Consider the following 23,885-nt stretch of genomic DNA (forward strand, 5'->3'; position numbering starts at 1 on the left):
GGCACCGCCCGCGGCCTGTGCCATTCCTGCCCGGAACGATGGGAGTATGCACGGATGAAGATCGAACCCTTCGGTGTCGAGCAGTGGATGAACGCCTGGGAGACCCGGTGCGAGCTCAACCTCGCGGAGACCTGCGTGCATTCCCTGACCATCGGCGAGCTTCTCGAAATCGCCGGTCGGACCGGCACGCTGGAAGAGGAGCTGGCCGGCCTGCCGTTGACCTACGGCCCCATCACCGGCTCCGAGAGGTTGCGCGGGCTTGTGGCGGGGCTGCACGAGAGACGGACCGCGGAGAACGTCCTGATCTGCCATGGCACCATCGGCGCCAACCAGCTCGTCTACCAGGCGCTGGTCGGGCCCGGTGACAAGGTCGTCTCGATCACGCCGACCTACCAGCAGCATACGGCGATCCCCGAGGCTCTGGGCGCGGAGCTCGTCGAGCTGCAGCTGCGGCCGGAGGATGGCTGGCTTCCGGACCTGGATCGCTTGCGAGAGGCGATGGCGGGCGGCGCGCGCCTGCTCACGTTCACCAACCCCAACAACCCCACCGGCAGCCTCATGCCGCCGGAAATGCTCGACGAGATCGTCGCCATCGCGCGGGAGGCCGACGCCTGGATCCTCTCCGACGAGGTCTACCGCGGCGCGGAGCCCGGGCCCTCCGTCGCCGACCTCTACGAGAAGGGGATCGCGACAGGCGGCATGTCCAAGATCTTCGGGCTCGCCGGGCTGCGGCTGGGGTGGATCGTTGCGCCGACGGAGATCCTGCGTCTTGCCGAGCTGCACCGCGACTACTCCACCATCAGCGTCGGCCGGGTCGACGATCATCTCGCCTCGCTCGCGCTCGAACACCGCCAGGCGCTCATCGACCGTGCCCGTCGGGTTACCCGTGGCAGGCGCGCGCAAATGGCGGACTGGATCGAGGCGACCCCCCGTGTCGGCTGGGTGCCGCCGCAGGCCGGGACCGTCGCCCTCATCACCTATCCGGGCGAGACGCCGTCGCGTCCGCTGGCCGAGCGGCTGCTGGCCGAGACCGGGGTTCTGCTGACGCCGGGCTCCGTCATGGGCGTGGAGGGCACGCTGCGCGTCGGCTACGCCCAGCCGGAGGAGGTGATGACCGAGGGGCTGGCCCGGCTCGGTCCGGTGCTCTCCGCCCTCTGAGCTTGTGGCCCGGGCGGCCGCTTGGCATCAGGGGGCACGTCACAGACAGGAGTTCGCCGCATGTCCTTCACCCTCGCCACCTGGAACATCAACTCCGTCCGCCTGCGCGAGGGCCTCGTCGCCCGCCTCCTGACCGAAGAGAGCCCCGACATCCTCTGCCTTCAGGAGTGCAAGTCTCCGGTCGAGAAGATCCCGGTCGACGGGTTCAGGGCGCTGGGCTACGAGCACATGATCGCGCGGGGCCAGAAGGGCTACAACGGCGTCGCGATCCTTTCGAAGCGGCCGGTCGAGGAGGTCGCCGCCTACGACTACGCCTCGCTCGGCCACGCCCGCCACATCGCAGGGCGGCTGGAAGACGGCACCGTCATCCACAATTTCTACGTCCCGGCCGGCGGCGACAAGCCGGACCGGACGATCAACGAGAAGTTCGGCCAGAAGCTCGACTACCTGACCGCCATGCGCGACGCCTTTCACGCCGACCGGCCCGAGCGCTCGATCCTCGTGGGCGACCTGAACATCGCGCCGCGTGAGGACGACGTCTGGGATCACAAGAAGATGGTGAAAGTGGTCAGCCACACTCCGGTCGAGGTGGAGCACCTCGGGGACATGCAGGAGGCCGGCGGCTGGGTCGACGTCACCCGCAAGGACCTGCCGGAGGGACGGCTCTATTCGTGGTGGTCCTACCGGTCGCCGGACTGGGACGCGGCGGACAAGGGCCGGAGGCTCGACCATATCTGGGCGACGCCCGACATAGCCGGCGCGGCGCACGGCAGCCGTATCCTGCGCGCCTGCCGTGGCTGGCAGCAGCCCTCCGACCATGCCCCGGTCTTCGCCACCTTCGACCTGTAGGCGGAACGCGGCACCGCGTCGGGCGCTCAGACCAGCCCGAGCACCGCGCCCGCGATGGCCTCGCCCAGCCGGCGATGGGCGGATTCGTCGAAGTGGATGCCGTCGACCGGACTCACCTCGATGACGGAGTTCGCGTCGAAGTATCCCGCGCCGCGCCGCTCCGCGTAGCTCAAGAGCTCTGCCGGCAGTCCGGCCATCACCCGTTCCGCGCCGATGAACTCCATCGAGACCGGTCCCACCTCGCGCACGAGCGGAGGACAGACCAGTAGCATAGAGAAGCCGCCGTGCCGGACCTGCATGTCCGGGCCGAGCGCGTGGTCGCAGAGCCCCGCGATCCCGGCCACGATTCGATCCGCGGAGGGCGCGAACCGGGTCTTGGCGTCGTTGGTGCCGAGCATGAGAACCAGCACGTCGAGCGGGCCGTGGCTCTCCAGCGCGGTGCGCAGCGCGGGGCGGGCATCCATGTGAGCGCCCATGATCGGGTCGGGATGGCAGGCCGTGCGCCCCGGAAGCCCCTCCTCGATCACCTCCCAGTCCGGGCCCAGCGCCGCGGAGCAGGCGCCCGGCCAGCGGTCGGCCCGACCGTAGCGGCGGTATTCGCCGCGGGTTTCGATCGGCGGCGTGCCGTGGGTGTTGCTGTCGCCGAAGGCGAGCAGGGTGGGCATGGGCGGGTCCTCCGGTCGTCGCGTGAGCCGGACGCTAGGCTCCGCCCCCGGCCCGCGCAAGCGACGGGGCTTTTCCTATCGGGCCATGACGCCCATATAGGGCGCGACCCAAGGACACCCGATCGGCAAGAGGTGCGCGATGATCGAGCTCGGCGGACAGACGAACACGGCCCCGCAGGCCGGAGAGCATATCAGCGAAGGTTCAGACCAGACCTTCATGCAGGACGTGGTCGAGGCCTCGCAGAAGGTTCCGGTGATCGTCGACTTCTGGGCGACCTGGTGCGGCCCCTGCAAGCAGCTGGGCCCGGCGCTCGAGGCCGCGGTGCAGAAGCAGAACGGCAAGGTGAAGCTGGTCAAGATCGACGTGGACCAGAACCAGCAGGTCGCGGGACAACTGCGCGTGCAGTCGATCCCGACGGTCTATGCCTTCTTCCAGGGCCAGCCGGTCGACGGCTTCCAGGGCGCGCTGCCCCCGAGCCAGATCGACGAGTTCGTCCAGAAACTCGCCGAGATGGGCGGGGGAGCCGAAGGCGGCGAAGAGGAAGACGGACTGGCCCAGGCGGTCGAGGCGGCCGAGCAGATGCTTTCCGAAGGCGCGGCCTCCGATGCGGCCGAGACCTTTGCCGCCATTCTCCAGGAAGACGACAAGAACGCCGCGGCCTACGGCGGGCTCGTTCGTGCCTATCTGGCGCTGGGTCAGGTGAACGAGGCCGAGGCGGTGCTGAACGGCGCCCCTGCCGACCTCCACGGCTCGCCCGAGATCGAGGCTGCGGCTGCGGCAATTCAGCTCGCCCGCCAGGCCGAGAACGCGGGTCCGGTTGCCGATCTGAGGGCCAAGGTCGAGGCGAACCCGGACGACCACCAGGCGCGCTACGATCTCGCCACCGCCCTGCAGGCGAGCGGCGAGACCGAGGCCGCGGTGGCAGAACTGCTCGAGCTGTTCCGCCGGGACCGCGAGTGGAACGACCAGGCGGCGAAGACCCAGCTCTTCACCATCTTCGATTCGTTGAAGCCGACGGACCCCATCGTCCTCAACGGAAGGCGAAAACTCAGCTCGATGATATTTGCCTGACACTCAACGCGGTCTAGCTAGCCTTACCATGTTGAAGGCGGCTGATCTGCCGGGGACGATCCCCGTCTTTCCTCTTCCGGGCGCGCTGCTCCTGCCCCGCGCCCGGCTCCCGTTGCATATATTCGAGCCGCGATATCTCGCGATGCTCGACGACTGTCTCAAGACGCAGGAACGGCTGATCGGGATGATCCAGCCCTGGGAGCACCAGGGCCGCGAAGGGCTCCACACCATCGGCTGTGCCGGGCGCGTGACGGCCTTCTCCGAGACGGAGGACGGCCGCTACATGATCACCTTGTCGGGTGTCTCCCGGTTCCGCGTCGAGCGTGAGGTCGAGGGGTTCACCCCCTACCGGCGCTGCGACGTGAAGTGGGAGGGCTTCGACCGCGACCTGGGCCCCGTCGAGCACGATACGGTTTTCGACCGGAAGAGCTTCATGGCCCTGCTCGAACGCTTCTTCAGCGAACAAGGTCTCTCCACCGACTGGGACAGCCTGAAGGAAGCCGAGGACGAATTGCTGATCAACTCGCTGTCCATGCTTTGCCCCTTCGAACCGGAGGACAAGCAGGCCCTGCTGGAAGCACCCTCGCTGACCACCCGGCGAGAGACGCTGGTCACGCTGATGGAATTCGCCCTGCGGAGCGGTGGCGGCACCGGAGAGGAGAGACTTCAGTGACGGACGAACCCGAACTCCCGCCGGAGGAGCCCGCGGAGCAGGCGACCTTCGACCGCCGGATGCTCGAATTCCTGGTCTGCCCGGAAACCCATGCGGTGCTCAGCTACGATGCCGACCGGCAGGAACTGGTGAGCAAGGCCGCGCACCTCGCCTACCCGATCCGGGGCGGGATACCGATCATGCTCGCCGGCGAGGCGCGGCAGCTGGACTAGGGGCGCATGAGGGGCGGCAGTTCGCCCGTCAGCCCCGCCGCCTCCCGGATGAAACCGCGCCGAAGGCCGGGCAGGGCGTTCACCGCGCCGAGGCCGAGGTCGCGCAGTCCCCGCAGCAGCGGGTTGTCGTTCGAGAAGAGCCGCGTCACCCCGTCCGTGGCGGCGGCAAGTGTCGCGGTGTCGAAGCGGCGCCAGCGCTCGTAACGCGCCAGCACCGGGGACGCGCCGATCTCCTCGCCGCGCTGCCGGGCCTCGGAGAGAACGGCCACGAGCGCGCCCACGTCCCTCAGCCCCGCGTTCAGTCCCTGGCCCGCGACCGGGTGCACCCCGTGCGCCGCGTCACCGAGCAGCGCGACGCGCGGAGCGACGAAGCGCTCGGCGAGCGAGAGCCCGAGCGGATAGCCGAAACGGGCGCCTTCCAGGGAGATTTCACCGAGGAACGACCCGAAGGCGGGGCGGAGGGCGTCGAGAAAGGCCGCGTCGTCCATTGCAAGCAGGGCGTCGGCGCGCGTTTCCCGCTCGGACCAGACGATGGAGGAGCGGTTTCCCTTGAGCGGCAGGATCGCCAGCGGACCGCCCGGCATGAAGAACTGGTGCGCGATGCCGCCGTGCTCGCGCTCGTGCGCCACGGCGCAGACAACGGCCTTCTGGCCATAGCCCCAGCCGGTCCGCCCGATGCCCGCGCGCCGGGCCACGCCGCTCGACCGGCCGTCGCAGCCGACCAGCAGCACCCCGTCCAGTGTCGTGCCTGAGCCGAGGGTGGCCGTCACACCGGTCGCGGCTACCTCTTGTGCGACCAGCGTCTCGCCGGCCAGGTGGCGCACGCCTTCGGCCTCCATCGCGTCCAGGAGGGCAGGGCGGAGGTGGCGATCCTCGACCATCCAGCCCATCGGGCCTTCCTCGATCTCCGCGTGATCGAAGTGCAGCAGGAAGGGGGAAGGCCCTTCACCCGGTCTGCCATCGGTGACCTTGATCTCCAGCATCGGCTGGGCCTCGTCCGCGACAGCGTCCCAGGCGCCGATCCGGTCGAGAAGCCGGCGCGAGGCATGGGCCAGCGCGTAGGAGCGTCCGTCGAAGCCTCGCTCGGACCGGGTCTCCCGCGGCTGGGCGTCGATGACGGTGACCTTGAAGCCCGCCCGCGACAGGGCGACGGCAAGCGCGCAACCATTGAGCCCGCCGCCGGCGATGAGAATGCCGTTGTCCATGATCCGGACTATGGCCCGACCGCCGGGATTGTCCATGACCGGCCTTGTGGCTAGCGTCTGCCGCGACAGGAGGACGCGATGGACGATTGGCTTCGGGCCACGGCCGCCGATCTCGGCCGCAGGATCGGACGGGGCGAGATCGACCCCAGGGCGCTGACGCGCGCCCATCTCGACACGATCGAGAGCCATCCCTCGCGCGACCGCATCTTTGCCCGCACAACGCCCGACCGGGCCCTGGCGGAGGCCGAGGCCTCGGCAGAGCGCGCCCGAACGGGGCACCGGCTCTCGCCGCTCGACGGCGTGCCGGTGAGTTGGAAGGACCTCTTCGACACCGCCGGAGTGGCGACCGAGGCGGGGACCCTTCTCCTCGAGGGCCGCACGCCCGAGACCGACGCGCGCGTTCTGGGGCACGCGACTCGGCAGGGGCTGGTCTGCCTCGGCAAGACCCACCTGAGCGAGATCGCCTTCTCTGGCCTCGGGCTCAACCCGATGACCCAGACACCGCCCAACCTTCATGACGCCGAGGCGGTCCCGGGCGGGTCGACCTCCGGCGGCGCGGCCTCGGTTGCCTTCGGGCTCGCCGCGGGCGCCATCGGCAGCGATACGGGCGGCTCTGTCCGGGTGCCGGCGGCCTGGAACGACCTCGTGGGACTCAAGACCACGCACGGGCTGTTGTCGCTCGACGGCACCGTGCCGCTCTGCGAGACCTTCGACACCATCGGTCCCCTCGCCCGAACCGTGGAGGACGCCACGCTCTTCTTCGGCGCGCTGGGCGGTCCGGCCACCGACCTGACGGGCGCCTCTCTCGAGGGGCGGCGGTTCCTCGTGATCGAGACGGTGCTGATGGCCGACCTCGAGGAAGCGCCGAGACGGGCCTTCGAAGAGGCTCTGGCGAAGCTGAAAGGGCAGGGCGCCACGAGCCAGCGCATCGAGTGGCCTGAGCTGGAAGAAGCCTACGGCATGGCAGGCGCGCTCTACACGGCCGACGCCTGGTCCTGGTGGCGCGAGCGCGTCGAGGCGAACGGCGCGCGGATGTTTCCCCAGATCCGCGACCGGGTCTCCGCGGGCCGCGACGTCTCGGCCTCCGACTACCTCGCTCTCTGGCGGAGGCTGCGGGAACTCCGGGCGGACTTCGATCGGCTGATCAAGCCCTACGACGCGGTACTCTCGCCGACGGTGCCGATCCTGCCGCCGAAGGTGCAGCGGCTTCTCGACGATCCAGAGCACTACAAGAGCGCCAACCTCGCCACGCTCCGGAACACGCGCCTGGCGAACCTGATGGGCGGTGCCTCACTCACGATCCCGACCGGCACGCCCGCCTGCGGCCTGATGCTCACCGCCGGTCCGCGGACCGAGCAGAGGCTGCTGAGGCTCGGGCACGCCGCAGAGCGCGCCTTGGCCTGAAAGCCACACCGGGCCCCTGTGGCCCCGCTGCCACGCGGCTGGTCGCTGGACACCGGTGCGGCCGCCAGTCTACCCTGCGGGCCAATAACCGGGGCGGCCAGGATCCCGGACGTTCGAGGCACATGATGCAGTTTCCGGAGAGGTTTCAGGACCTTCCAGCCTACGCGTTCCCGCGTCTGCGGGCTTTGCTCGACGGCCATGAGCCGGGCGGGCCGCCTCTGCACATGTCCATCGGCGAGCCCAAGCACCCGATGCCCGGCTTCCTTGCCGAGGCGCTCGACTCGGCGATCGGCGGCTTCGCGAACTATCCGGTCAACGAGGGGACGCCCGAGCTGCTGGAGGCGATCACCGGCTGGCTCGACCGGCGCTACGGCGTCACCGTCGCGGCAGAGCAGGTCATCGCGCTCAACGGGACCCGCGAAGGCCTCTACAACGCGGTCATGGCGCTCTGCCCCGAAACCAAGGGCGGACGGACGCCGACCGTGCTCATGCCGAACCCGTTCTACCAGGTCTATGCCGTCGCCGCCCTCTCGGTGGGCGCGGAGCCGGTCTACCTCGAGGCGACCGCCGAAACGGGGTTTCTGCCGGACCTCGACGCCATCCCGGCCGAAGCGCTCGACCGCGCGGCGATCTTCTGGCTCTGCTCGCCGTCCAACCCGCAGGGCGCTGTCGCCGACGAGAGCTACTGGCGCAGGCTGCTGGCCCTGGCGGAGAAGCACGATTTCCGGATCTTCGCCGACGAGTGCTATTCCGAGATCTACCGCGACACGCCCCCGCCCGGCCTACTACCCGCGGCGGCGGCTGTGGGAGCGGACCCGGAGCGCGCGCTGGTGTTCCATTCGCTGTCCAAGCGGTCGAACCTGCCCGGCCTTCGGTCCGGGTTCGCGGCCGGTGGTCCGGAGAGTCTGCGCCGCCTTCGCCAGCTCCGGGCCTACGCCGGGGCGCCGCTGCCCAACCCGCTTCAGCACGTCGCCGCCCGCGTCTGGGTCGACGAGGCCCACGTCACCGAGAACCGCGCGCTCTACGCCGAGAAGTACCGCGTGGCCGACGGGATCTTCGCGGGCGTGCCCGGCTACATGCCCCCCGAAGCGGGGTTCTTTCTCTGGCTTCCCGTGCCCGAGGGCGAAGAGGCCGCCCTCCGGCTCTGGCGCGAGACCGGCGTCCGGGTCCTGCCCGGTGCCTATCTCGGCCGCGATGCCGGCCGCACCAATCCCGGCGCCGGATACATCCGGGCCGCCATGGTGGCCCCCCTTGAAGACATGCGGCGCGGTCTCGCCGCGATCCGCGAATGCCTCTACGACTGAGGAGAGACGATGGCGTATCAGACCCGCACCAGAGACCCCCTTCTCGACAGCTCGACCCAGGCCGCCCTGGAGCGGCGCGGCCAGGAGCTGCTGGGCCTCGTCCTGGTCGTGGCGGGTCTCGCCGTCTTCGCGATGCTCTGGTCCTACACGCCCGAGGATCCCTCTTGGATCTCGGCGACCGATGCGCCTGTGAAGAACTGGCTCGGCCGGGCCGGGGCCGCTGCGGCGGCTCCGCTCTTCATGATCGTGGGCTGGGGCGGGCTCGGCATCGCCGCGGTGCTGCTCGCCTGGGGCCTCCGGTTCACCTTCCACACCGGACAGGAGCGGGCGCTCGGCCGCGCGATCTTTGCCCCGATCGCCATCGCCCTCATGTCGGTCTACGCGGCGACCCTGGTGCCGGGGAGTGCCTGGACGCATTCCTTCGGTCTCGGGGGGCTCTTCGGCGACACCGCCCTCTCGATCGCGCTGACCATCGCGCCGGTCGGCCCCGTGCTTGGCGTGAAACTCCTCTCCGCGCTCATCGGCCTCGGCACGCTGGCGCTCGGTCTCTTCGTGATGGGATTTACCTGGACCGAGATCCGGGCCGGCGGCAAGTTCCTGCTCGTCGGCGTGGTGCTGTCCTACGCGATGCTCCTGCGCCTGCTGAGCCGCGGAGCCCAGGCGGGCGCCGCCGGGGCCCGGGTCGGTGTCTCTGTCGCCCGCACCGCGCAGGCCCGCCGCGTTGAGCGCGCAGCCGAACGGGCGGAGCTCCATCCCGAGGTCGATCCGATCTCCCCCGCCGACCGGGTCGCCGCGGTCATCCGCGCCCGGCGCGGGGCAGCCACTGAAGAGCCCGACCTCATCGAGGACGAGGACGACCGTCCGCGCGGAGGCCTGCTCGGCCGGGTGCCCGGGCTTCGCCGGAAGGCCGAGTCGGAGCCGGAGCCCGAAGTCGAAGTCGCCGAAGAGGATGAGCCCGAGGACCGGGTCCGCTCCCGCATCAGCGACGCCATCAAGGCCAGGGTCCGCCCCTCGCTCCGCGTTTCCGAGGCGGCCGGACCGGCGCCCAAGCTGCCGCGCCGGCGGGAGCCGCTGATCGCCAAGACCGGTTTCCCGGCGGAGCCGCCGCTCACCGCGAGCAGCCGGATCGAAGCGCCGGCCGAGGAGGACTTCTCCGACCGGCCCATGCCGGAGCCGGAACTGGTCAACGCGCCGATCCCGGAGACGAATTTCGAGCGCACGCAGCCGGCCCCCGCCGACTACCCCGCGCCGCCGCCGGCCGAGCCGCCGAAGGCCGTGGTCCAGCATCCGCCGAAGCGCGAGGTCAAACCTTCGCGCCGCGCAATCGAGGAGGCACAGCCAAGCCTCTCTCTCGGTTCCGGCGCGCAGGTGCCCGACTACGAGGCTCCGCCGCTCAGCCTGCTGACCAATCCCGAGACGATCCAGCGTCACCACCTCTCCGACGAGGCGCTCGAGGCGAATGCCCGGATGCTCGAGACGGTGCTCGACGACTACGGCGTGAAGGGCGAAATCGTCAGCGTGCGCCCGGGCCCCGTCGTCACGATGTACGAGCTGGAGCCCGCACCGGGTCTCAAGGCTTCCCGCGTGATCGGGCTGGCGGACGACATCGCCCGCTCGATGTCGGCGCTGTCGGCCCGTGTCTCCACCGTGCCGGGCCGCTCGGTCATCGGTATCGAACTTCCGAACGAGAAGCGCGAGATGGTGATCCTGCGCGAGATGCTGGCCTCCCGCGATTTCGGAGACGGGAACCAGCGGCTCCCGCTGGCGCTGGGCAAGGACATCGGCGGCGAGCCGGTGATCGCCAACCTTGCCAAGATGCCTCACCTGCTGATCGCGGGGACCACCGGCTCCGGTAAGTCCGTGGCGATCAACACGATGATCCTGAGCCTCCTCTACAAGCTCTCGCCCGAGGAATGCCGGCTCATCATGATCGACCCGAAGATGCTGGAACTCAGCGTCTACGACGGCATCCCGCACCTGCTCAGCCCGGTCGTGACCGATCCCAAGAAAGCGGTCGTCGCTCTCAAGTGGACCGTTGCCGAGATGGAGGACCGCTACCGCAAGATGTCCAAGATGGGCGTCCGGAATATCGAAGGCTACAACTCCCGCGTCCGCGATGCGCTCTCCAAGGGCGAAACCTTCTCCCGCACGGTGCAGACCGGCTTCGACGACGAGACGGGCGATCCGGTGTTCGAGACCGAGGAGATCATGCCCGAGACCATGCCCTATATCGTCGTTATCGTCGACGAGATGGCCGACCTGATGATGGTCGCGGGCAAGGAGATCGAGGCCTGCATCCAGCGTCTCGCACAGATGGCGCGGGCGAGCGGAATCCACCTCATCATGGCGACGCAGCGCCCCTCGGTCGACGTCATCACCGGCACGATCAAGGCGAACTTCCCGACGCGCATCAGCTTCCAGGTGACGTCGAAGGTCGACAGCCGCACCATCCTCGGCGAGCAGGGCGCGGAACAGCTGCTGGGGCAGGGCGACATGCTCTACATGGCCGGCGGCGCCAAGATCACCCGCGTCCACGGACCGTTCTGCTCGGACGAGGAGGTCGAGGAGATCGTGACCCACCTCAAGCAGTTCGGCCCGCCCGACTACAAGTCCGGCGTCGTGGACGGCCCCGACGAGGACAAGGAAAGCGACATCGACGCGGTGCTCGGCCTCGGCTCGAGCAACGGCGCCAGCGGCGATGACGCGCTCTACGATCAGGCGGTCGCCATCGCGGCCAAGGACCGGAAGTGCTCGACCTCCTACATCCAGCGCAAGCTGGCCATCGGCTACAACAAGGCCGCGCGGCTGGTGGAGCAGATGGAGGAACAGGGCGTCGTCAGCGCCGCGAACCACGTCGGCAAACGCGAGGTTCTCGTCCCCGAGATCTGATGGGCGTCTCGCCCCGCAAAAAAGAGGGCCGGCTGCTGCCGACCCTCTCATGAGCGCCTCTGACGGGCGCTTCCCAATTTAATCGGAGGCTCAGTTCGGGCGGTTGGCGCCGATGAACCAGGCGTCCTTGTCGACAGTCCGGCTGACCTCGGTGAAGAGGTCCTCGGTGTCGTCGTCACCGGCCTCGCCCGCGGCTTCGAGCGCTTCGCGGAGGGTCTTGCCGAACTCCAGGTAGCGGTCGGTCAGGGCGACGATGTGATCGTCGATCTTCTCGATCTCGAGCGGGTAGGCCTCGATCCGGGTCTTCCGGGCGGCCTCTTCGACGGTGCCCTTGGCGTAGCCGCCGAGGATCACGGCACGCTCGGCCATCAGATCAGCGGCATCACGCAGGTGCTGGGCGGCATCGTCGAGCAGCTCGTGCACGCCGATGAACCCGCGGCCCTTGAGGTTCCAGTGCGCCTGCTTCACCGCCAGCGTCATCGCCTCGGTATCGGCGAGGCAGGCGTTGAGCAGATCGATGGAGGTCTTGCGGGCGTTGTCGTCGAGTCCTTTCACGAAAGATTCGGGCATGGCTGTCTCCTTGTCGTGCGGATGCAAAGAAAGATGTCGGGGAGGAAACTGCGCCGCCTTGCCCGGGTTCCTGAAGGAGCCGCACAGCCGACCTGCACAGATCGACGGAACGCCAAGCCCTGAAGGACGCCGGACCAGACGCTTTTCCCGCCGGACCCGCCGGGACACTCGCTAGCCCGGGCATGATATCGCCTAGCACGGGCATTCCGCAGCAGGTGCACCTATGTTGGGCATCGAGGCCCGAAACCAAGGACCAAGGACCGCCATGAAGACCCTTCGCCTTCTCACTCTCCTGATCCCCATGGCACTTGCCGCCTTCGCAGGCGCCGCCAAGGCCCAGCAGCTCTCACTCGGGGAGATCAGCCAGTACCTGAACTCCTTCGCCACTGCCGAGGGGGAATTCACCCAGGTCAACGCCGACGGCACGATCTCCACCGGCCAGCTCTATATCAAGCGCCCCGGCCGCATCCGCTTCGAGTACAATCCCCCCGACGGCAGCCTGGTGATGGCCGGTGGCGGCTCGGTCGCCGTCTTCGACCCGCAGTCGGACCGCAACCCCGAGCGCTATCCGCTCGCGGAGACCCCGCTGAAGATCATCCTGGATCGCACCATCGACCTGTCCCGGTCCGGCATGGTGACCCGTCACACCTTCGACGGCACGGCAACGACCGTGACCGCGCAGGACCCGCAGCGGCCGGAACTGGGCAACATCCAGCTGAAATTCACCGGCTCGCCCGTCGAGCTGCGCCAGTGGATCGTGACCGACGAGACCGGCACCCAGACCACCGTGATCCTGGGCGACCTTGCGAAGGGGGTCGGTGTGCCCGACCGCCTCTTCAACATCATCGCGGAGACGCGCGACTGGGAGTGATCCCGGCCGCCCGTCTCAGAGCCTGCGCGGACAGCTCGCCAGTTGCATCTGGTAGGTTGCCGCGCGGCTCTCGACCTCTCCGGCGACCCGCATGAGCCAGCTCTTCGACGTGTAGCTCTGCCGCCGGAAGCCCGACCGCCCCTCGTGATAGGCGAGATACTGGTTCCGGGCGTCGTGCAGGGACAGGCCGAGCTCGGAGGACGACAGGGTCATGTACCACCCCATGAAGTCCGCCGCGTGGCGCATGTCGTCCCGCCGGGCACCGCGTCCACCCTGCTGGTCCACGTATTCCGCCCAGGTGCCGTCGAGCGCCTGGCTGTAGCCGAAGGCCGAGCTCTGGCGACCGGTCGGAATGATGCCGAGAACGTATTGATGCGGAGGGCGATTGTCGGAGATAAATTTGCTCTCCTGGTATATCATCGCCATCAGCACGTGAGGCTCCACGCCCCACTTTCGTTTCGCCTGCCGGAAGGCCCGCGCGTAATGCGGTCGCTCGGCAAGGAGCGCGCAGGCGTTATCGAGGTTGTTCGGCGCACTGGTATCGCGCGGTGCGCAGGAGCCCACCACCGCAACGACGACCAACGCGAGAATGAGTCTGCTCATCTGCCTCTCGCACGTTCTTTGTTATTAGTTTCTCGTTACCACGAACCGCGCCGCGACGGAACAGGTCGATCGCGCGATGGCGAGGCGGCGCGCACGGAAAAGTCCCGGACGCGGCGTGATTCGACACACTGTTTCCCGGGATTCAGGGCTCTGACTGTGGACTCGGAACCACTGGCGGAGTTACCAACCGGGCAAGGAGAACCGGATGCAAATGCACAAGACGCGCGCAAAATACTACCTTGGTCAGGTGGTCCGTCATCGCAAGCACCCGTTTCGCGGGGTAGTTTTCGACGTCGACCCCAGCTTCAACAATACCGAGGAATGGTACGAGGCGATTCCCGAGGACGTGCGCCCGGCAAAGGATCAGCCCTTCTACCACCTGCTCGCCGAGAACGATCAGAGCTATTACGTGGCCTATGTCTCCGAGCAGAACCTCATCGCCGACTATTCCGGCGAACCGGTGGACCACCCCGACCTGCCCGACCTCTTCGGTCCGTTCGAGGATGGCTCCTACCCGCTGCAGGTCCAGCTGAACTAGGCTGACCGCAGCTCCCGCTCGAACCCGTCCAGCAGCATCTCCAGCCCGTAGTCGAGGGTCTGGATGCCGTCGTGCTCGCGCGCGGCGACCTTTTCCGCCATCCCGCGGAGATGGGGAAAGACGTCCGCCGGGATCATGTCGAGGTTCTCCGCCGCCGCCTCCGCGTAGCTTTCGGGTTCGAACGGAAAGGTCTGCCGCTGGATGGTGAACCCGTAGATGTAGGCGTCGAGCGCATTCCAGACGTGATCGGCCTGCGGATAGGTGAAGCCGGCCCCGATCAATGAGGCAAGCGTCGCCTCCACATAGGCCAGCTGGTTCGGACCGGGCTCTGCCGTCGTCAGGATGAGCTGCGCGGCCCAGCGGTGCCGCATCAGGACCTCGTGCGCCGACTGCGCCCGCTTGCGCATCTCGTCGCGCCAAGGGCCTGCCGGGTCGGGTCTGGCGATCTCTCCGACCACGAGGTCGGTCATCCCGGCCAGCAGCTCCGCCTTGTTCTTGACGTGGTTGTAGAGGGACATGGCCTCCACCCCCAGCGTCTCGCCCAGCTTCCGCATGGAGAGCTTTTCCAGCCCCTCGCGGTCGGCGAAATCCACGCCGGCCTGAAGCACTTTACCCTTGGTAAGATTTCGTCTTGACATGGTTACGCCGTAAGTTTATCTGCTCGCTCAAGCTAACGTACATTGTAAGTCAGCAGGGTCAACCGGGGTAGGGAACCAAGTCATGAAAGTCTGCATCATCGGAATTTCGGGAAAGCTGGGGCAGTACATGGTCGAGCATTGCCTCGCCCGCGGGTACGAGGTCACGGGCGTCTGCCGGCCGGAGAGCCTCGGCAAGCTGGAGCGCTTCGGCGACCGCATCACCGTCTTCCCGGGACGGACCAACGACCCGCAGGTCGTGGCGCAAGCCGTCGGAGACGCAGACGGCGTTCTCACCGTCCTAGCGCCCTGGGGCACGGACGACTACGCCTCTGGGACCGCGAAGGCCGTCATGGCAGCCGCGAAGCCCGGCGCCCGGCTCATCTACTCCTGCGGCTGGCACATCACCCGCGACGGCAAGGATCGGTTCTCGTTGAAGATCAAGCTGATCCTCGCGCTGTTCGGCCCCATCGGCCGCTGGACCGGCCTGGTCGACCTCCGCGACCAGTACCGGGCGACCGACCTGATCTTCGAGAGCGACACGGATTGGACCGTGGTCCGGGGCTCGGACCTCGAGGAAGGCGAGAGCGAGGGGCTCCCGGTCTGGTCGGAGCATGTGCAGGACCCGATCCTTCGGAGCAACAAGACCCGCCGGATCGACTTCGCGCTTTTCATGGTCGAGGCGCTCACCGACGACGGGCTGATCCGCAAGGCGCCGGCAATCAACGGATGCCGAACGCCTTCGGCGCTGGAACACGGCGCCTCGCGGCCCGCCGCCCTCCGGACGAGCCTCGCCTAATAGCCCAGGGCGCAGCCGTCCTTTCTCGGATCGCTTGCGCCCTCGAGCATCCCGTCGGGCCGGATGGCGATGGCCTGCGCCCCGCCGACGGGGACATCGGGCGTGATGACGTCGTGCCCGAGGTCCGCCAGCGCCTTGCGCACCGTCTCCGGGTAGCCACGCTCCACCTGCAGCTGCCCGCCGGTCGGGAAGACGCGAGGCGCGTCGATGGCCTCCTGTGGCGAAAGGCCGAAGTCCAGCAGGTTGGTCACGAAGCGGGCATGCCCGGCGGCTTGGTATTGGCCGCCCATGACACCGAAGGGCATGACCGTCTCGCCCTCCTTGCGAAGCAGGGCGGGAAGGATCGTGTGCATCGGACGCTTGCCCGGCCCCGCCTCGTTGGCGTGACCGTCCTCCAGGGTGAACCCGGCCCCCCGGTTATGCAGCAGAAGCCCGAACTTGTCGGTGGCGATGCCCGAGCCGAAGCTGTGGAAGATCGAATAGATCAACGAGACGCTCGTCCGGTCGCGGTCCACCACGGTGATCAGCACGGTATCCTTGTGCACCGCCCCTGCGGGCTCCAGGCCGGCGGGCAGGACCGCGTCGGGACGGATCAACGCCGCCAGCCGGTCCGCCGTCTCGGACGAAAGCAGGTGGTCCAGCCGTGTCATGTGGTCGGCGTCGGCGAGGAAGCGGTTTCGCGCGTCGTAGGCGAGCTTGGCGGCCTCGGCCTCCAGGTGCGCGCGTTCGGCGCCGAAGGGGTCGAGCCCGGCGATATCGAGCCGCTGCAGGATGTTGAGCATCAGCAGCGCGGCGGCCCCTTGGCCATTTGGCGGATGCTCGACCAGGTCGTGCCCCTCGTGGGCCGCCGAGATCGGGGTCGTGTACTCGGACCGCGCCGCGGCGAAGTCTTCGAGCGTCTGGGGCCCGCCGAGGGCCTGCAGGGCGCCGACCATGTCTTCTGCCACTTCGCCCTCGTAGAAGGCGTCGCGCCCGTCCACGGCGATCCGGCGCAGGACTTCCGCCATGCCCGGCGCACGGTACAGGCTGCCGGGCTCCGGGGGCGCGCCGTTCGGCATAAGCTGGCGGCGGGCCGCCTCACCGAGATGATGGACACGCGCCCAGTCGAAGGCCACGCGCGGCGCAACCGGTACGCCGGCCTCGGCATAGTGGAGGGCGGGCGCGAGGATGTCCCCCAGCCCGAGCCGCCCGTGATCCTCGGACAGCCGGCAGATCGCATCGACTGCGGCAGGGATGGTGACGGAATGCGGTCCGTGCTCGGGCATGGTGCCGAATTCGTCCCGCAGCGCCTGCGCGCTCGTCCCCGCGGCGGCGCGACCGGATCCGTTCAGCGCGATCGGCTCCTCGCCGGGCTTCGAGACGAGGGCGAAGAGATCCCCGCCGATCCCGGTCATCTGCGGCTCGCAAACGCCCAGGAGAACGGCCCCGGCGAGCGCGGCGTCGACCGCGTTGCCGCCTGCCTCGAGCATCTGCACCGCGACCTTGGCGGCGAGCGGATGCGATGTCGCGCACATGCCGTTCGTGGCGAAAACCGGTGACCGGCCAGGCAGTTGAAAGTCGCGCATACGTTCCTCCCTCGTTCCGGAGGGACATTGGCCGCAGGGCGAGGGAGCTTCAAGGGGAGGAGGAAAGTCCTCGACGCCGCGTGCTGGGTGGGGGCAATAGACGCGGCGTCGAGGGAAGCCATTTGCAGCTACGGGGACAGGTATGACCCTTGTTTCCGGCCGGGTTTGGGTGGCATTGGGGCATTGCCGGGGCAGGCGCCGACAGCCCGTTCCCTGCACCCGAGACTCGCCCCGGAGACCGCTATGCCCGACTACGCCGAGCTGGCCCGCACCTGTGCCGCCCTGACCGAGGGCGAGACCGACTCCGTCGCGCTCATGGCGACGCTCGCCTGCGAAATCCATCACTCCGATGACCGGTTCGACTGGACCGGCTTCTACCGCGTGACCGAGCCGGAGCTGTTGAAGATCGGCCCCTACCAGGGCGGTCACGGCTGCCTCGTCATTCCCTTCGCGCGCGGCGTCTGCGGTGCCGCGGCGCGCACGGGCGAAGTGCAGCTCGTCCCCGATGTGGACGCCTTTCCCGGGCACATCGCCTGCGCCTCCTCGACCCGGTCGGAAATCGTGCTGCCGGTCCGCGACGGCGCGGGGCGGATCATCGCCGTGCTCGACATCGACAGCGACCGGCCCGATGCCTTCACCCAGGCCGATGCCGAGGGGCTTCAGGCCATCCTCGACGCGACTTTCGCGGGCTAGGGGTGTCGGACGACTACAATCCTCCGGACGACCCGCTCGAGGTCCTGCACGAGGACCACGAGCTGCTCTTCGTCGACAAGCCCGCCGGGCTGCTCTCCGTCCCCGGCAAGGGCGAGCATCTGGCGGACTGTCTTCTCGCGCGGGTGCAGGCGGCCTTTCCCACGGCGCTTCTCGTTCACCGTCTCGACCGCGACACCTCGGGCGTCATGGTCTTCGCCCTCACGCCCGCCGCGCAGCGTCACCTTGGCCTGCAGTTCGAGAAGCGGCAGACCAGGAAGACCTACGTCGCCCGTGTGCAGGGCCGGATCGCGGAGAAGACCGGTACCGTCGACCTGCCGCTGATCGTCGACTGGCCGAACCGGCCGCTCCAGATGGTCGACCACGAGCGCGGCAAACCCGCCGTCACGGACTGGCGGGTGCAGCGTTCCTCCGACGAGGAAACCCGTGTGCGGCTCATGCCGAAGACCGGCCGGTCGCATCAGCTGCGGGTCCACATGCTGGCGATCGGACATCCGATCCTCGGCGACCCCTTCTACGCCACCGGCCCGGCGTTGGAGCATCCCAGGATGATGCTCCACTCCGAGACCCTGCAGCTGCGCCACCCCGACGGCGGCCGCGGGTTGAGGATTACCGCCAAGGCGCCCTTCTGAGGGTCACGTCAGGAAGCGCTGGACCGCCTCGACTTCCTCGGGCCGGATCTCGTGTCCGCCCTCGTGCCACAGTGCGGTGACCTCTGCGCCCTGCGCCTCGAGCCAGTCGATCAGCCGCTCGGTCAGGTTCGACGGGCAGATGGGATCGGCGCGCCCTGCCGTTACCAGGACCTTCCGTCCGGCCAGCCCGGGCTGCGGGTCAGGGTCGAAGGGGATGAGCGGGTGCATCAGGACCAGCCGGTCGACGATCTCGGGGCGGGTGAAGGACACCGCCGCGAGGATGTTCGCGCCGTTGGAGTAGCCGAGGCCGATGACCTGGGGCGGAGACAGCCGCTCCCGGTGTCCGGCGAGGAACTCCGCCATGGCATCGCGACGACGCGCGAGGTCGTCCATGTCGTAGACGCCTTCTCCAGTCCGGCGGAAATAGCGAAGGGCGCCGCCCTCGTTCACGTCGCCCCGCGGCGACACGACATGGGCGCCCGGCACGAGCTCCTGCGCGACCCCGTGGAACTGCGCCTCGGTGCCACCGGTGCCGTGGAAGGTGAAGACGAGGGGCGCGCCGGGCGCCCCTTCGCTGATCGCTGCGTGGTAGGTCATTGGCCGATCGGCTCCAGATGCTTTTCCAGCGCGGAGCGAAGGTGCTCGTGCTGGCTCGGCAGCTTCAGCGCTTCGCCCAGGTGGTCGCGGTCCTCGTCCCGGTCGAAGCCCGGCTCGTTGGTCGCCACCTCGAAGAGCACGCCGCCCGGGGTCCGGAAGTAGATCGCCCAGAAGTAGTCGCGGTCGATGACCGGCGTCACCTGGAACCCCGTGTCCATCAGCGCCTCGCGCACCTCGAGTTGCCGCGCGCGGTTCTCGACGGCAAAGGCAACGTGGTGAACCGAGCCCGCGCCCTGTCCGGCCGGGCCGAGGTCGCTACGCTCCTCGATGTCGACGACGTTCGCTTCGTTGCCGCCGGGGACGGCGTAGCGGATGAGGCCGCCGTCGCGACCGACTTCCTCATACCCCATGTAACGCAGGAGCTCTCCCTGCGCGCCCGCCTCCTTCAGACGGAGCTCGACGGAATGGAAGCCGCGGATCGCCGTATCTTCGGAGACGCCGTTGCCGGTCCAAGGGGCGCGGTCGTCCTCGCCCTCGACCAGCGCGAAGCGGTCGCCGTCGGGCCCGTCGAAGCCGACTTGCCGCGCGCCGAAGAGCTCACCGGTTTCGACCGCCTCGACGCCGTGCGCCGCGAGTCGCTCGGCCCAGGAATTGGAGGATCCGACCGGGATCGTGAAGCGGGTCGTCCCCACCTCGCCGATCCCGCGGCGGCCGCGCGCGGCGTGCGGGAAGGGGAAGTAGGTCATGACGGTGCCGGGCGATCCGACCTCGTCCCCGTAGTAGAGGTGGTAGACGTCCGGGGCATCGAAATTGACGGTCTTCTTGACCCGGCGCAGGCCCAGCACGTCGGTGAAGAATGCGTTGTTGCCGCTGGCCGAAGACGCCAGCGACGTGACATGGTGAAGGCCCTTGATTTGCGACAGCATGGCTCTTTCCTTCCTGAAACGGTCGGCTGGAATGTATTCGCGACGCCGATGCACAAAAGGTCTCTCAGTGCACTGGTTCTGTGCAATTCTGTCTTGTCCGGCCGGTTGGGTCGGTCGCCGCCCCGTGGAGCTTCAATGCGATCCATTCTCGTCCTTCTTGCCGCCCTCGCCGCGGCGCCTCTCACCGCCGCGCCCGTTCCTCTTCAGACCGACTCCGAGTTTCTGCCCGAGGACGCACCCGAGGGCCTGCCGACGACGGTCCTGACCGCCCATGTGGACACCTACCGCGCGCTGGAAGAGACGGGCGATCCGGTCATCATGATTCCGGCGCCGGGACTTGACGGCGATGTCTTCACCGGGACTCCGGACGGACGAGAGGGCTGGGCTCAGATCTTCCGGGAGGCGGGACGGACCGTTCACGTCTTCACCGACCCGGGCATTCTGATGTCCGGCGAGAGCCGCGAGAATGCCCGGCGCTGGTCCGCGGACGGCATCTGGACAAGCTGGGGCCTCGGGCCGGAGCCGGGTGAGCCCTACGAGGACACCCGCTATCCGGTGCAGGACTTCGAAACCTTCACCGAGGGCCTGCCGGACCATGTCGCCCTGTCGGAGGACCGCGAATTGGATCGCGCTCTCCGGGCCGCGAGCCTGCTGACGCTGATGGAGGATGCCTGCCCCTGTGCGATCATCGCCCAGTCCGGCGCGGCGGGAACGGTGATGAGGGCCGTGCAGATGGGCGAGGGGGCGCCGGAAGCGCTCGTGCTCATCGAGCCCGACGGCGTGATCGCGGACCCCGAGGCCTCTGCCGAGACCTTCGACCGCTTCCCTGTCCTCGCCATCTTCGGCGATCGGATCGAGGAACGGGACATGGCGCGCCGCAAGGAGGGGACGGCCGCGATGCTGGAGGCGCTGCGCGACAAGGGCGTCACCGCCGCCATGATGGACCTGCCGGGAGAGGGGATCGCGGGCAACACGCATCTCCTGCCGCAGGACGTCAATTCGGCGGCGCTGGCTGAGCGTGTCCTCCGTTGGCTCGACGACCCATCCATGCCTGAGGGATGACCCATTGCACCTTCGGTCCCGCCGCATAGGTATGTCGCAACGGCAAAGACATCACGGAGGACGACGACATGGCACTTCGCATCAACGACGAGATTCCTGACCTGACCGTCAACACCGACCAGGGTGAATTCTCGCTTCATGACTGGGTCGACGACAGCTGGGCGATCATCTTTTCGCACCCGAAGGATTTCACGCCCGTCTGCACCACCGAGTTCGGCGCCGTGGCGCAGCTGGACGAAGAGTGGAAGAAGCGCGGCGTTAAGGTGCTCGGCGTCTCCGTCGACGGCGTGCAGGACCACGTAAAGTGGAAGTCCGACATCAAGACCGCCGGCGGAGCCGAGGCGACGTTCCCGATCGTGGCGGATGACGGCCTCGAGGTCTCCAAGGCCTTCGACATGCTGCCCGCCGAGGCCTACCTCCCCGACGGCCGCACCCCGGCCGACAGCGCGACCGTCCGCTCGGTCTTCATCATCGGGCCGGACAAGAAGCTGAAGCTGACGATGACCTACCCCATGACGGTGGGCCGGAACTTCGCCGAGGTTCTGCGGGCCGTCGACGCGCTGCAGACCTCCACCAAGGAAGGCGTCGCGACGCCCGCCGACTGGGTACCCGGCCAGGACGTCATCGTGCCGGTGGCCGTCTCCGACGAGGACGCGATTGCCAAGTACGGGTCGATCGACACGGTGCTGCCCTACCTCCGCAAGGCCAAGCTGCCGGCGTAAAGGAACAGAAGCTCAACAAGGAGGGCCGGTCCTGCAGGGGCCGGCCCCTTTCATGCGGTCAGGAAACGTGGACCGGCGTGCCGACCGGGGCGCGCGCGTAGAGGTCCATCATGTGCTCGTTCACCAGCCTCAGGCACCCCGAGGAGAACGACCGGCCCATGGTCCATGGCTGCGGCGTCCCGTGGATGCGGAAGAGCGTGTCGCGCCCGTCGCGGTAGAGATAGAGCGCCGCCGCCCCGAGCGGGTTCATCGGGTGACCCCCGGGCAGCCCGGCGCTGAACTGGCCGTACACCTCCGGCTCCATCCGGATCATGTTGCGGGTGGGCATCCAGCTCGGCTGGATGGCCTTTCGGGCAACGACGGCGGTGCCCCGGAAGGCCCGGCCCGCCGCGCCGATGGCGATGGTGTAGCGGATCGCCCGGCCGGGGCTGTCGATCCAGTAGAGCCGCCGCTGTTCGTTGGAAGCATAGATCGCCCCGACGGTCAGCGCCGGATCGACGTCGATCCACCGCGGCCTGTGCTTGAGCGGGACCCGGTAGTTGGAGGCGCTCAAGGTCTCCGATGCCACGGGCGCACCCGTGGCCACTGCCCCCGCGGCAAGCGCGGAGAGCAACAGCTCTCTTCTCTGAATCATCTGCCCTACCTCTGGCGTTCGGCTTTTTGTTTGCCTGAATTCATAGCACCTAGCAGGTGCAGATGAACGAAGCCTTAACGTCCGGGGGAGGGGCCCGGCGGCGAGTGTTGCCGGAGTGCTTCAGGCCCAGTGCGGACAAACGCCAAGGCCGCTCGCAATCGCGAACGGCCTTGGAAAACGGGCAATCGGTCCGTGGTGACGATCCGCGCCGGAATCAGTGCGCGACGACGCTCGCGCCGACGTTCACCCGCTCGTAGAGGTCGATAACGTCCTCGTTGAACATGCGGATGCAGCCGTTCGAGGAGGACAGGCCGACGGTCCAGGGCTGCGGCGTCCCGTGGATCCGGTAGAGCGTGTCCCGCCCGCCCTCGTAGAGGTAGAGCGCGCGCGCCCCGAGGGGGTTGTCCGGCCCGCCCGGCACGCCGCCGGCGAACTGGCGGTACTTCTCCGGCTCGCGGGCGATCATGTTGGAGGTCGGCGTCCAGGACGGCCACTCGCGCTTCTGGCCGATCGTCAACGTCCCGTCGAACTGCATCCCGAGCTGGCCTACGCCGATCTTGTAGGCGACCGCCTGCATCCCCGGCAGGATGAAGTACAGGTTGTGCGACTGCCGGTAGAGGTGGATGTCGCCCGGGGTCAGCGGCGTGTTCAGCTCGACGATCTCGCGGCGCATGTCCGGCGGTATCTGCACCGGAGCCTGGGCGATGGCCGGAGCGGCGAGGAGCGACGCCCCCGCGGAGGACAGGAAAGTACGGCGGTTCAGCATGTGACGGTTCCCCCAGGAAGAGAGGCGCCGCAGATGCGGCGCCCCGGTTCAGAGCAGCTTGACCGGGGTGCCCTGCGGCACCTGGTCGTAGAGGTGGATGATGTGGCTGTTGACCAGCCGGACGCAGCCGTTCGAGACGCGCCGGCCGATGGTGTTGGGCAGCGTGGTGCCGTGGATGCGCAGGAAGGTGTCCCCGCGCTGCGGCTGGAAGAGGTAGAGCGCGCGCGCGCCGAGCGGATTGTCGGGGCCGCCGGGCATGCCGTCGGCGTATTGCTCGTAGGCTGCCGGATCGCGCTCGATCATCTCGTCGGTCGGCGTCCAGGCAGGCCACTCCTTCTTGGCGCCGACATAGAATTCGCCGGTCTCGTAGAGCCCGGCGCGGCCGATGCCGACGGAATAGCGGATCACCCGGCCGTCGCCCGACGGCAGGGACCAGTACAGACCGAAGTCCTGCGGGAAGACGTGGATCGTGCCGGGTGGCAGGGGCTCGGCCAGCTGGAACATCCTCGGCATCATCTGCGGCGGGAAGACGAAGCTCTCCTGCGCCGAGGCGGGCGCGGGCCCGAGGGACACCGCCGCGCCGGTGGCGAGCGCGGAGGCGATGAAGGAACGTCGGTTCAGCATTGGCGGCTCATCTGTTCGTCGGATTCGGATAATGGTGAGACGGCTCCCCAACTCGGAACCGAGGCATAAGGTAGCCCCTGACCTTGCGGGAAGCCAATTCGTCCACGGCGCACGGCTTTGTGAGAGTCGCGCAAATGTCGCAGCGCCCTGTCCGGAAACGTAAAAGGGCCCCGGCGGACTGGCCGGGGCCCCTTTTCGG

The 23,885-nt window shown here is 68.4% G+C and carries 26 protein-coding genes; 15 read left to right on the forward strand and 11 right to left on the reverse strand.

The window, feature by feature from the left end; genetic code table 11:
- The first annotated feature begins 54 nt into the window (after nucleotides 1–54).
- Together F3S47_RS15700 and F3S47_RS15705 are read left to right on the forward strand one after the other, a co-directional pair.
- Entirely contained in the window at nucleotides 55–1,158 is a 1,104-nt protein-coding gene (locus tag F3S47_RS15700) for an aminotransferase class I/II-fold pyridoxal phosphate-dependent enzyme (protein ID WP_150446251.1), read from the forward strand.
- 60 nt (nucleotides 1,159–1,218) lie between these two features.
- Nucleotides 1,219–2,007: an exodeoxyribonuclease III gene (locus tag F3S47_RS15705; RefSeq protein WP_150446252.1), complete on the forward strand. Its 789-nt coding sequence runs from the start codon at nucleotides 1,219–1,221 to the stop codon at nucleotides 2,005–2,007.
- Between the two features lie 26 nt (nucleotides 2,008–2,033).
- Here F3S47_RS15705 and F3S47_RS15710 read toward each other — a convergent pair whose 3' ends face one another.
- The gene (locus tag F3S47_RS15710; protein ID WP_150446253.1) at nucleotides 2,034–2,672 is read right to left on the reverse strand and encodes an SGNH/GDSL hydrolase family protein; all 639 of its coding nucleotides are present in this window, start codon (nucleotides 2,670–2,672) and stop codon (nucleotides 2,034–2,036) included.
- A 139-nt stretch (nucleotides 2,673–2,811) separates the two neighbouring features.
- Between F3S47_RS15710 and trxA the strand changes: the two genes are divergently transcribed.
- Genes trxA through F3S47_RS15725 form a run of 3 tightly spaced genes read left to right on the forward strand, consistent with a single transcriptional unit; the run spans nucleotide 2,812 to nucleotide 4,629 of the window.
- The gene (gene trxA, locus F3S47_RS15715) at nucleotides 2,812–3,744 is read left to right on the forward strand and encodes a thioredoxin (protein ID WP_150446254.1); all 933 of its coding nucleotides are present in this window, start codon (nucleotides 2,812–2,814) and stop codon (nucleotides 3,742–3,744) included.
- Between the two features lie 28 nt (nucleotides 3,745–3,772).
- Nucleotides 3,773–4,417 (forward strand): LON peptidase substrate-binding domain-containing protein, encoded by a 645-nt coding sequence (locus tag F3S47_RS15720; protein WP_150446255.1) that lies wholly within the window; start codon nucleotides 3,773–3,775, stop codon nucleotides 4,415–4,417.
- Nucleotides 4,418–4,476: 59 nt separating this feature from the next.
- The gene (locus F3S47_RS15725; RefSeq protein WP_150446423.1) at nucleotides 4,477–4,629 is read left to right on the forward strand and encodes a Trm112 family protein; all 153 of its coding nucleotides are present in this window, start codon (nucleotides 4,477–4,479) and stop codon (nucleotides 4,627–4,629) included.
- Here the strand turns inward: F3S47_RS15725 and F3S47_RS15730 are convergent.
- Nucleotides 4,626–5,870 carry a UbiH/UbiF/VisC/COQ6 family ubiquinone biosynthesis hydroxylase gene (locus tag F3S47_RS15730; RefSeq protein WP_150446256.1) on the reverse strand — a complete coding sequence of 415 codons (1,245 nt, stop codon included), beginning with the start codon at nucleotides 5,868–5,870 and terminating at the stop codon, nucleotides 4,626–4,628. The genes F3S47_RS15725 and F3S47_RS15730 overlap by 4 nt on opposite strands.
- A gap of 42 nt (nucleotides 5,871–5,912) precedes the next feature.
- Here F3S47_RS15730 and F3S47_RS15735 point away from each other — a divergent pair, with 42 nt between their 5' ends.
- From F3S47_RS15735 to F3S47_RS15745, 3 genes are all read left to right on the forward strand, one after another.
- Nucleotides 5,913–7,238: an amidase gene (locus F3S47_RS15735; RefSeq protein ID WP_150446257.1), complete on the forward strand. Its 1,326-nt coding sequence runs from the start codon at nucleotides 5,913–5,915 to the stop codon at nucleotides 7,236–7,238.
- Nucleotides 7,239–7,363: 125 nt separating this feature from the next.
- The gene (locus F3S47_RS15740; protein ID WP_150446424.1) at nucleotides 7,364–8,542 is read left to right on the forward strand and encodes an aminotransferase class I/II-fold pyridoxal phosphate-dependent enzyme; all 1,179 of its coding nucleotides are present in this window, start codon (nucleotides 7,364–7,366) and stop codon (nucleotides 8,540–8,542) included.
- Nucleotides 8,543–8,551: 9 nt separating this feature from the next.
- Complete coding sequence (locus F3S47_RS15745; protein WP_150446258.1) at nucleotides 8,552–11,431, forward strand: DNA translocase FtsK; 2,880 nt, start codon at nucleotides 8,552–8,554, stop codon at nucleotides 11,429–11,431.
- Nucleotides 11,432–11,521: 90 nt separating this feature from the next.
- On the opposite strand, the gene dps is transcribed toward F3S47_RS15745, so the two are convergent.
- Nucleotides 11,522–12,001 carry a DNA starvation/stationary phase protection protein Dps gene (dps, locus tag F3S47_RS15750; protein ID WP_150446259.1) on the reverse strand — a complete coding sequence of 160 codons (480 nt, stop codon included), beginning with the start codon at nucleotides 11,999–12,001 and terminating at the stop codon, nucleotides 11,522–11,524.
- A gap of 265 nt (nucleotides 12,002–12,266) precedes the next feature.
- On the opposite strand from dps, the gene F3S47_RS15755 reads away from it, so the two are divergent.
- Nucleotides 12,267–12,872: a LolA family protein gene (locus F3S47_RS15755; protein WP_150446260.1), complete on the forward strand. Its 606-nt coding sequence runs from the start codon at nucleotides 12,267–12,269 to the stop codon at nucleotides 12,870–12,872.
- A 15-nt stretch (nucleotides 12,873–12,887) separates the two neighbouring features.
- Here the strand turns inward: F3S47_RS15755 and F3S47_RS15760 are convergent, their stop codons facing one another.
- On the reverse strand, nucleotides 12,888–13,475 hold the full coding sequence (locus F3S47_RS15760; protein ID WP_150446261.1) for a transglycosylase SLT domain-containing protein: 588 nt from the start codon (nucleotides 13,473–13,475) through the stop codon (nucleotides 12,888–12,890).
- A 211-nt stretch (nucleotides 13,476–13,686) separates the two neighbouring features.
- Here F3S47_RS15760 and hspQ point away from each other — a divergent pair, with 211 nt between their 5' ends.
- On the forward strand, nucleotides 13,687–14,013 hold the full coding sequence (gene hspQ / locus F3S47_RS15765; RefSeq protein WP_150446425.1) for a heat shock protein HspQ: 327 nt from the start codon (nucleotides 13,687–13,689) through the stop codon (nucleotides 14,011–14,013).
- On the opposite strand, the gene F3S47_RS15770 is transcribed toward hspQ, so the two are convergent.
- A complete protein-coding gene (locus tag F3S47_RS15770) occupies nucleotides 14,010–14,651 on the reverse strand; it encodes a TetR/AcrR family transcriptional regulator C-terminal domain-containing protein (RefSeq protein WP_150446262.1) in 642 nt (213 codons plus the stop codon). The genes hspQ and F3S47_RS15770 overlap by 4 nt on opposite strands.
- 82 nt (nucleotides 14,652–14,733) lie before the next feature.
- Here F3S47_RS15770 and F3S47_RS15775 point away from each other — a divergent pair, with 82 nt between their 5' ends.
- Nucleotides 14,734–15,447: an NAD(P)-dependent oxidoreductase gene (locus tag F3S47_RS15775; RefSeq protein WP_150446263.1), complete on the forward strand. Its 714-nt coding sequence runs from the start codon at nucleotides 14,734–14,736 to the stop codon at nucleotides 15,445–15,447.
- Here the strand turns inward: F3S47_RS15775 and F3S47_RS15780 are convergent.
- Nucleotides 15,444–17,012 (reverse strand): gamma-glutamyltransferase family protein, encoded by a 1,569-nt coding sequence (locus F3S47_RS15780; RefSeq protein ID WP_150446264.1) that lies wholly within the window; start codon nucleotides 17,010–17,012, stop codon nucleotides 15,444–15,446. The genes F3S47_RS15775 and F3S47_RS15780 overlap by 4 nt on opposite strands.
- A gap of 243 nt (nucleotides 17,013–17,255) precedes the next feature.
- Here F3S47_RS15780 and F3S47_RS15785 point away from each other — a divergent pair, with 243 nt between their 5' ends.
- A complete protein-coding gene (locus F3S47_RS15785) occupies nucleotides 17,256–17,705 on the forward strand; it encodes a GAF domain-containing protein (RefSeq protein WP_150446265.1) in 450 nt (149 codons plus the stop codon).
- Between the two features lie 2 nt (nucleotides 17,706–17,707).
- Complete coding sequence (locus F3S47_RS15790; protein ID WP_150446266.1) at nucleotides 17,708–18,355, forward strand: RluA family pseudouridine synthase; 648 nt, start codon at nucleotides 17,708–17,710, stop codon at nucleotides 18,353–18,355.
- Nucleotides 18,356–18,358: 3 nt separating this feature from the next.
- Here F3S47_RS15790 and F3S47_RS15795 read toward each other — a convergent pair whose 3' ends face one another.
- Both F3S47_RS15795 and F3S47_RS15800 read right to left on the reverse strand, forming a co-directional pair.
- Nucleotides 18,359–18,952, reverse strand: coding sequence for an alpha/beta hydrolase (locus F3S47_RS15795; RefSeq protein ID WP_150446267.1), 594 nt, complete (start codon nucleotides 18,950–18,952; stop codon nucleotides 18,359–18,361).
- Entirely contained in the window at nucleotides 18,949–19,878 is a 930-nt protein-coding gene (locus F3S47_RS15800; protein WP_150446268.1) for a ring-cleaving dioxygenase, read from the reverse strand. The genes F3S47_RS15795 and F3S47_RS15800 overlap by 4 nt, the downstream gene beginning before the upstream one ends.
- Before the next feature lie 135 nt (nucleotides 19,879–20,013).
- On the opposite strand from F3S47_RS15800, the gene F3S47_RS15805 reads away from it, so the two are divergent.
- The gene (locus F3S47_RS15805; RefSeq protein WP_150446269.1) at nucleotides 20,014–20,940 is read left to right on the forward strand and encodes an alpha/beta hydrolase family protein; all 927 of its coding nucleotides are present in this window, start codon (nucleotides 20,014–20,016) and stop codon (nucleotides 20,938–20,940) included.
- Between the two features lie 68 nt (nucleotides 20,941–21,008).
- Nucleotides 21,009–21,662, forward strand: a complete 654-nt coding sequence (locus tag F3S47_RS15810) for a peroxiredoxin (RefSeq protein WP_150446270.1) — start codon at nucleotides 21,009–21,011, stop codon at nucleotides 21,660–21,662.
- A 58-nt stretch (nucleotides 21,663–21,720) separates the two neighbouring features.
- On the opposite strand, the gene F3S47_RS15815 is transcribed toward F3S47_RS15810, so the two are convergent.
- The 3 genes from F3S47_RS15815 to F3S47_RS15825 all read right to left on the reverse strand — a co-directional run bounded on the left by F3S47_RS15815 (nucleotide 21,721) and on the right by F3S47_RS15825 (nucleotide 23,686).
- Nucleotides 21,721–22,296 (reverse strand): L,D-transpeptidase, encoded by a 576-nt coding sequence (locus F3S47_RS15815; RefSeq protein ID WP_150446271.1) that lies wholly within the window; start codon nucleotides 22,294–22,296, stop codon nucleotides 21,721–21,723.
- A gap of 214 nt (nucleotides 22,297–22,510) precedes the next feature.
- Nucleotides 22,511–23,062 carry a L,D-transpeptidase gene (locus F3S47_RS15820; RefSeq protein WP_150446272.1) on the reverse strand — a complete coding sequence of 184 codons (552 nt, stop codon included), beginning with the start codon at nucleotides 23,060–23,062 and terminating at the stop codon, nucleotides 22,511–22,513.
- A gap of 48 nt (nucleotides 23,063–23,110) precedes the next feature.
- Nucleotides 23,111–23,686, reverse strand: coding sequence for a L,D-transpeptidase family protein (locus tag F3S47_RS15825; protein WP_150446273.1), 576 nt, complete (start codon nucleotides 23,684–23,686; stop codon nucleotides 23,111–23,113).
- Nucleotides 23,687–23,885: the final 199 nt, after the last annotated feature.

This window comes from Histidinibacterium aquaticum (genome assembly GCF_008710275.1).
Lineage (GTDB): Bacteria > Pseudomonadota > Alphaproteobacteria > Rhodobacterales > Rhodobacteraceae > Oceanicola > Oceanicola aquaticus.

Coding starts and splice junctions, on each gene's coding strand:
- F3S47_RS15735 (WP_150446257.1), top strand. CDS start 5,913: ATGGACGATTGGCTTCGGGCCACGGCCGCCGATCTCGGCCGCAGGATC.
- F3S47_RS15710 (WP_150446253.1), bottom strand. CDS start 2,672: ATGCCCACCCTGCTCGCCTTCGGCGACAGCAACACCCACGGCACGCCG.
- F3S47_RS15805 (WP_150446269.1), top strand. CDS start 20,014: ATGCGATCCATTCTCGTCCTTCTTGCCGCCCTCGCCGCGGCGCCTCTC.
- F3S47_RS15825 (WP_150446273.1), bottom strand. CDS start 23,686: ATGCTGAACCGACGTTCCTTCATCGCCTCCGCGCTCGCCACCGGCGCG.
- trxA (WP_150446254.1), top strand. CDS start 2,812: ATGATCGAGCTCGGCGGACAGACGAACACGGCCCCGCAGGCCGGAGAG.
- F3S47_RS15730 (WP_150446256.1), bottom strand. CDS start 5,870: ATGGACAATCCCGGCGGTCGGGCCATAGTCCGGATCATGGACAACGGC.
- F3S47_RS15785 (WP_150446265.1), top strand. CDS start 17,256: ATGCCCGACTACGCCGAGCTGGCCCGCACCTGTGCCGCCCTGACCGAG.
- F3S47_RS15775 (WP_150446263.1), top strand. CDS start 14,734: ATGAAAGTCTGCATCATCGGAATTTCGGGAAAGCTGGGGCAGTACATG.
- F3S47_RS15700 (WP_150446251.1), top strand. CDS start 55: ATGAAGATCGAACCCTTCGGTGTCGAGCAGTGGATGAACGCCTGGGAG.
- F3S47_RS15760 (WP_150446261.1), bottom strand. CDS start 13,475: ATGAGCAGACTCATTCTCGCGTTGGTCGTCGTTGCGGTGGTGGGCTCC.
- F3S47_RS15815 (WP_150446271.1), bottom strand. CDS start 22,296: ATGATTCAGAGAAGAGAGCTGTTGCTCTCCGCGCTTGCCGCGGGGGCA.
- F3S47_RS15755 (WP_150446260.1), top strand. CDS start 12,267: ATGAAGACCCTTCGCCTTCTCACTCTCCTGATCCCCATGGCACTTGCC.
- F3S47_RS15720 (WP_150446255.1), top strand. CDS start 3,773: ATGTTGAAGGCGGCTGATCTGCCGGGGACGATCCCCGTCTTTCCTCTT.
- F3S47_RS15780 (WP_150446264.1), bottom strand. CDS start 17,012: ATGCGCGACTTTCAACTGCCTGGCCGGTCACCGGTTTTCGCCACGAAC.
- F3S47_RS15725 (WP_150446423.1), top strand. CDS start 4,477: ATGCTCGAATTCCTGGTCTGCCCGGAAACCCATGCGGTGCTCAGCTAC.
- F3S47_RS15795 (WP_150446267.1), bottom strand. CDS start 18,952: ATGACCTACCACGCAGCGATCAGCGAAGGGGCGCCCGGCGCGCCCCTC.
- F3S47_RS15810 (WP_150446270.1), top strand. CDS start 21,009: ATGGCACTTCGCATCAACGACGAGATTCCTGACCTGACCGTCAACACC.
- dps (WP_150446259.1), bottom strand. CDS start 12,001: ATGCCCGAATCTTTCGTGAAAGGACTCGACGACAACGCCCGCAAGACC.
- F3S47_RS15745 (WP_150446258.1), top strand. CDS start 8,552: ATGGCGTATCAGACCCGCACCAGAGACCCCCTTCTCGACAGCTCGACC.
- F3S47_RS15800 (WP_150446268.1), bottom strand. CDS start 19,878: ATGCTGTCGCAAATCAAGGGCCTTCACCATGTCACGTCGCTGGCGTCT.
- F3S47_RS15820 (WP_150446272.1), bottom strand. CDS start 23,062: ATGCTGAACCGCCGTACTTTCCTGTCCTCCGCGGGGGCGTCGCTCCTC.
- F3S47_RS15705 (WP_150446252.1), top strand. CDS start 1,219: ATGTCCTTCACCCTCGCCACCTGGAACATCAACTCCGTCCGCCTGCGC.
- F3S47_RS15770 (WP_150446262.1), bottom strand. CDS start 14,651: ATGTCAAGACGAAATCTTACCAAGGGTAAAGTGCTTCAGGCCGGCGTG.
- F3S47_RS15740 (WP_150446424.1), top strand. CDS start 7,364: ATGCAGTTTCCGGAGAGGTTTCAGGACCTTCCAGCCTACGCGTTCCCG.
- hspQ (WP_150446425.1), top strand. CDS start 13,687: ATGCACAAGACGCGCGCAAAATACTACCTTGGTCAGGTGGTCCGTCAT.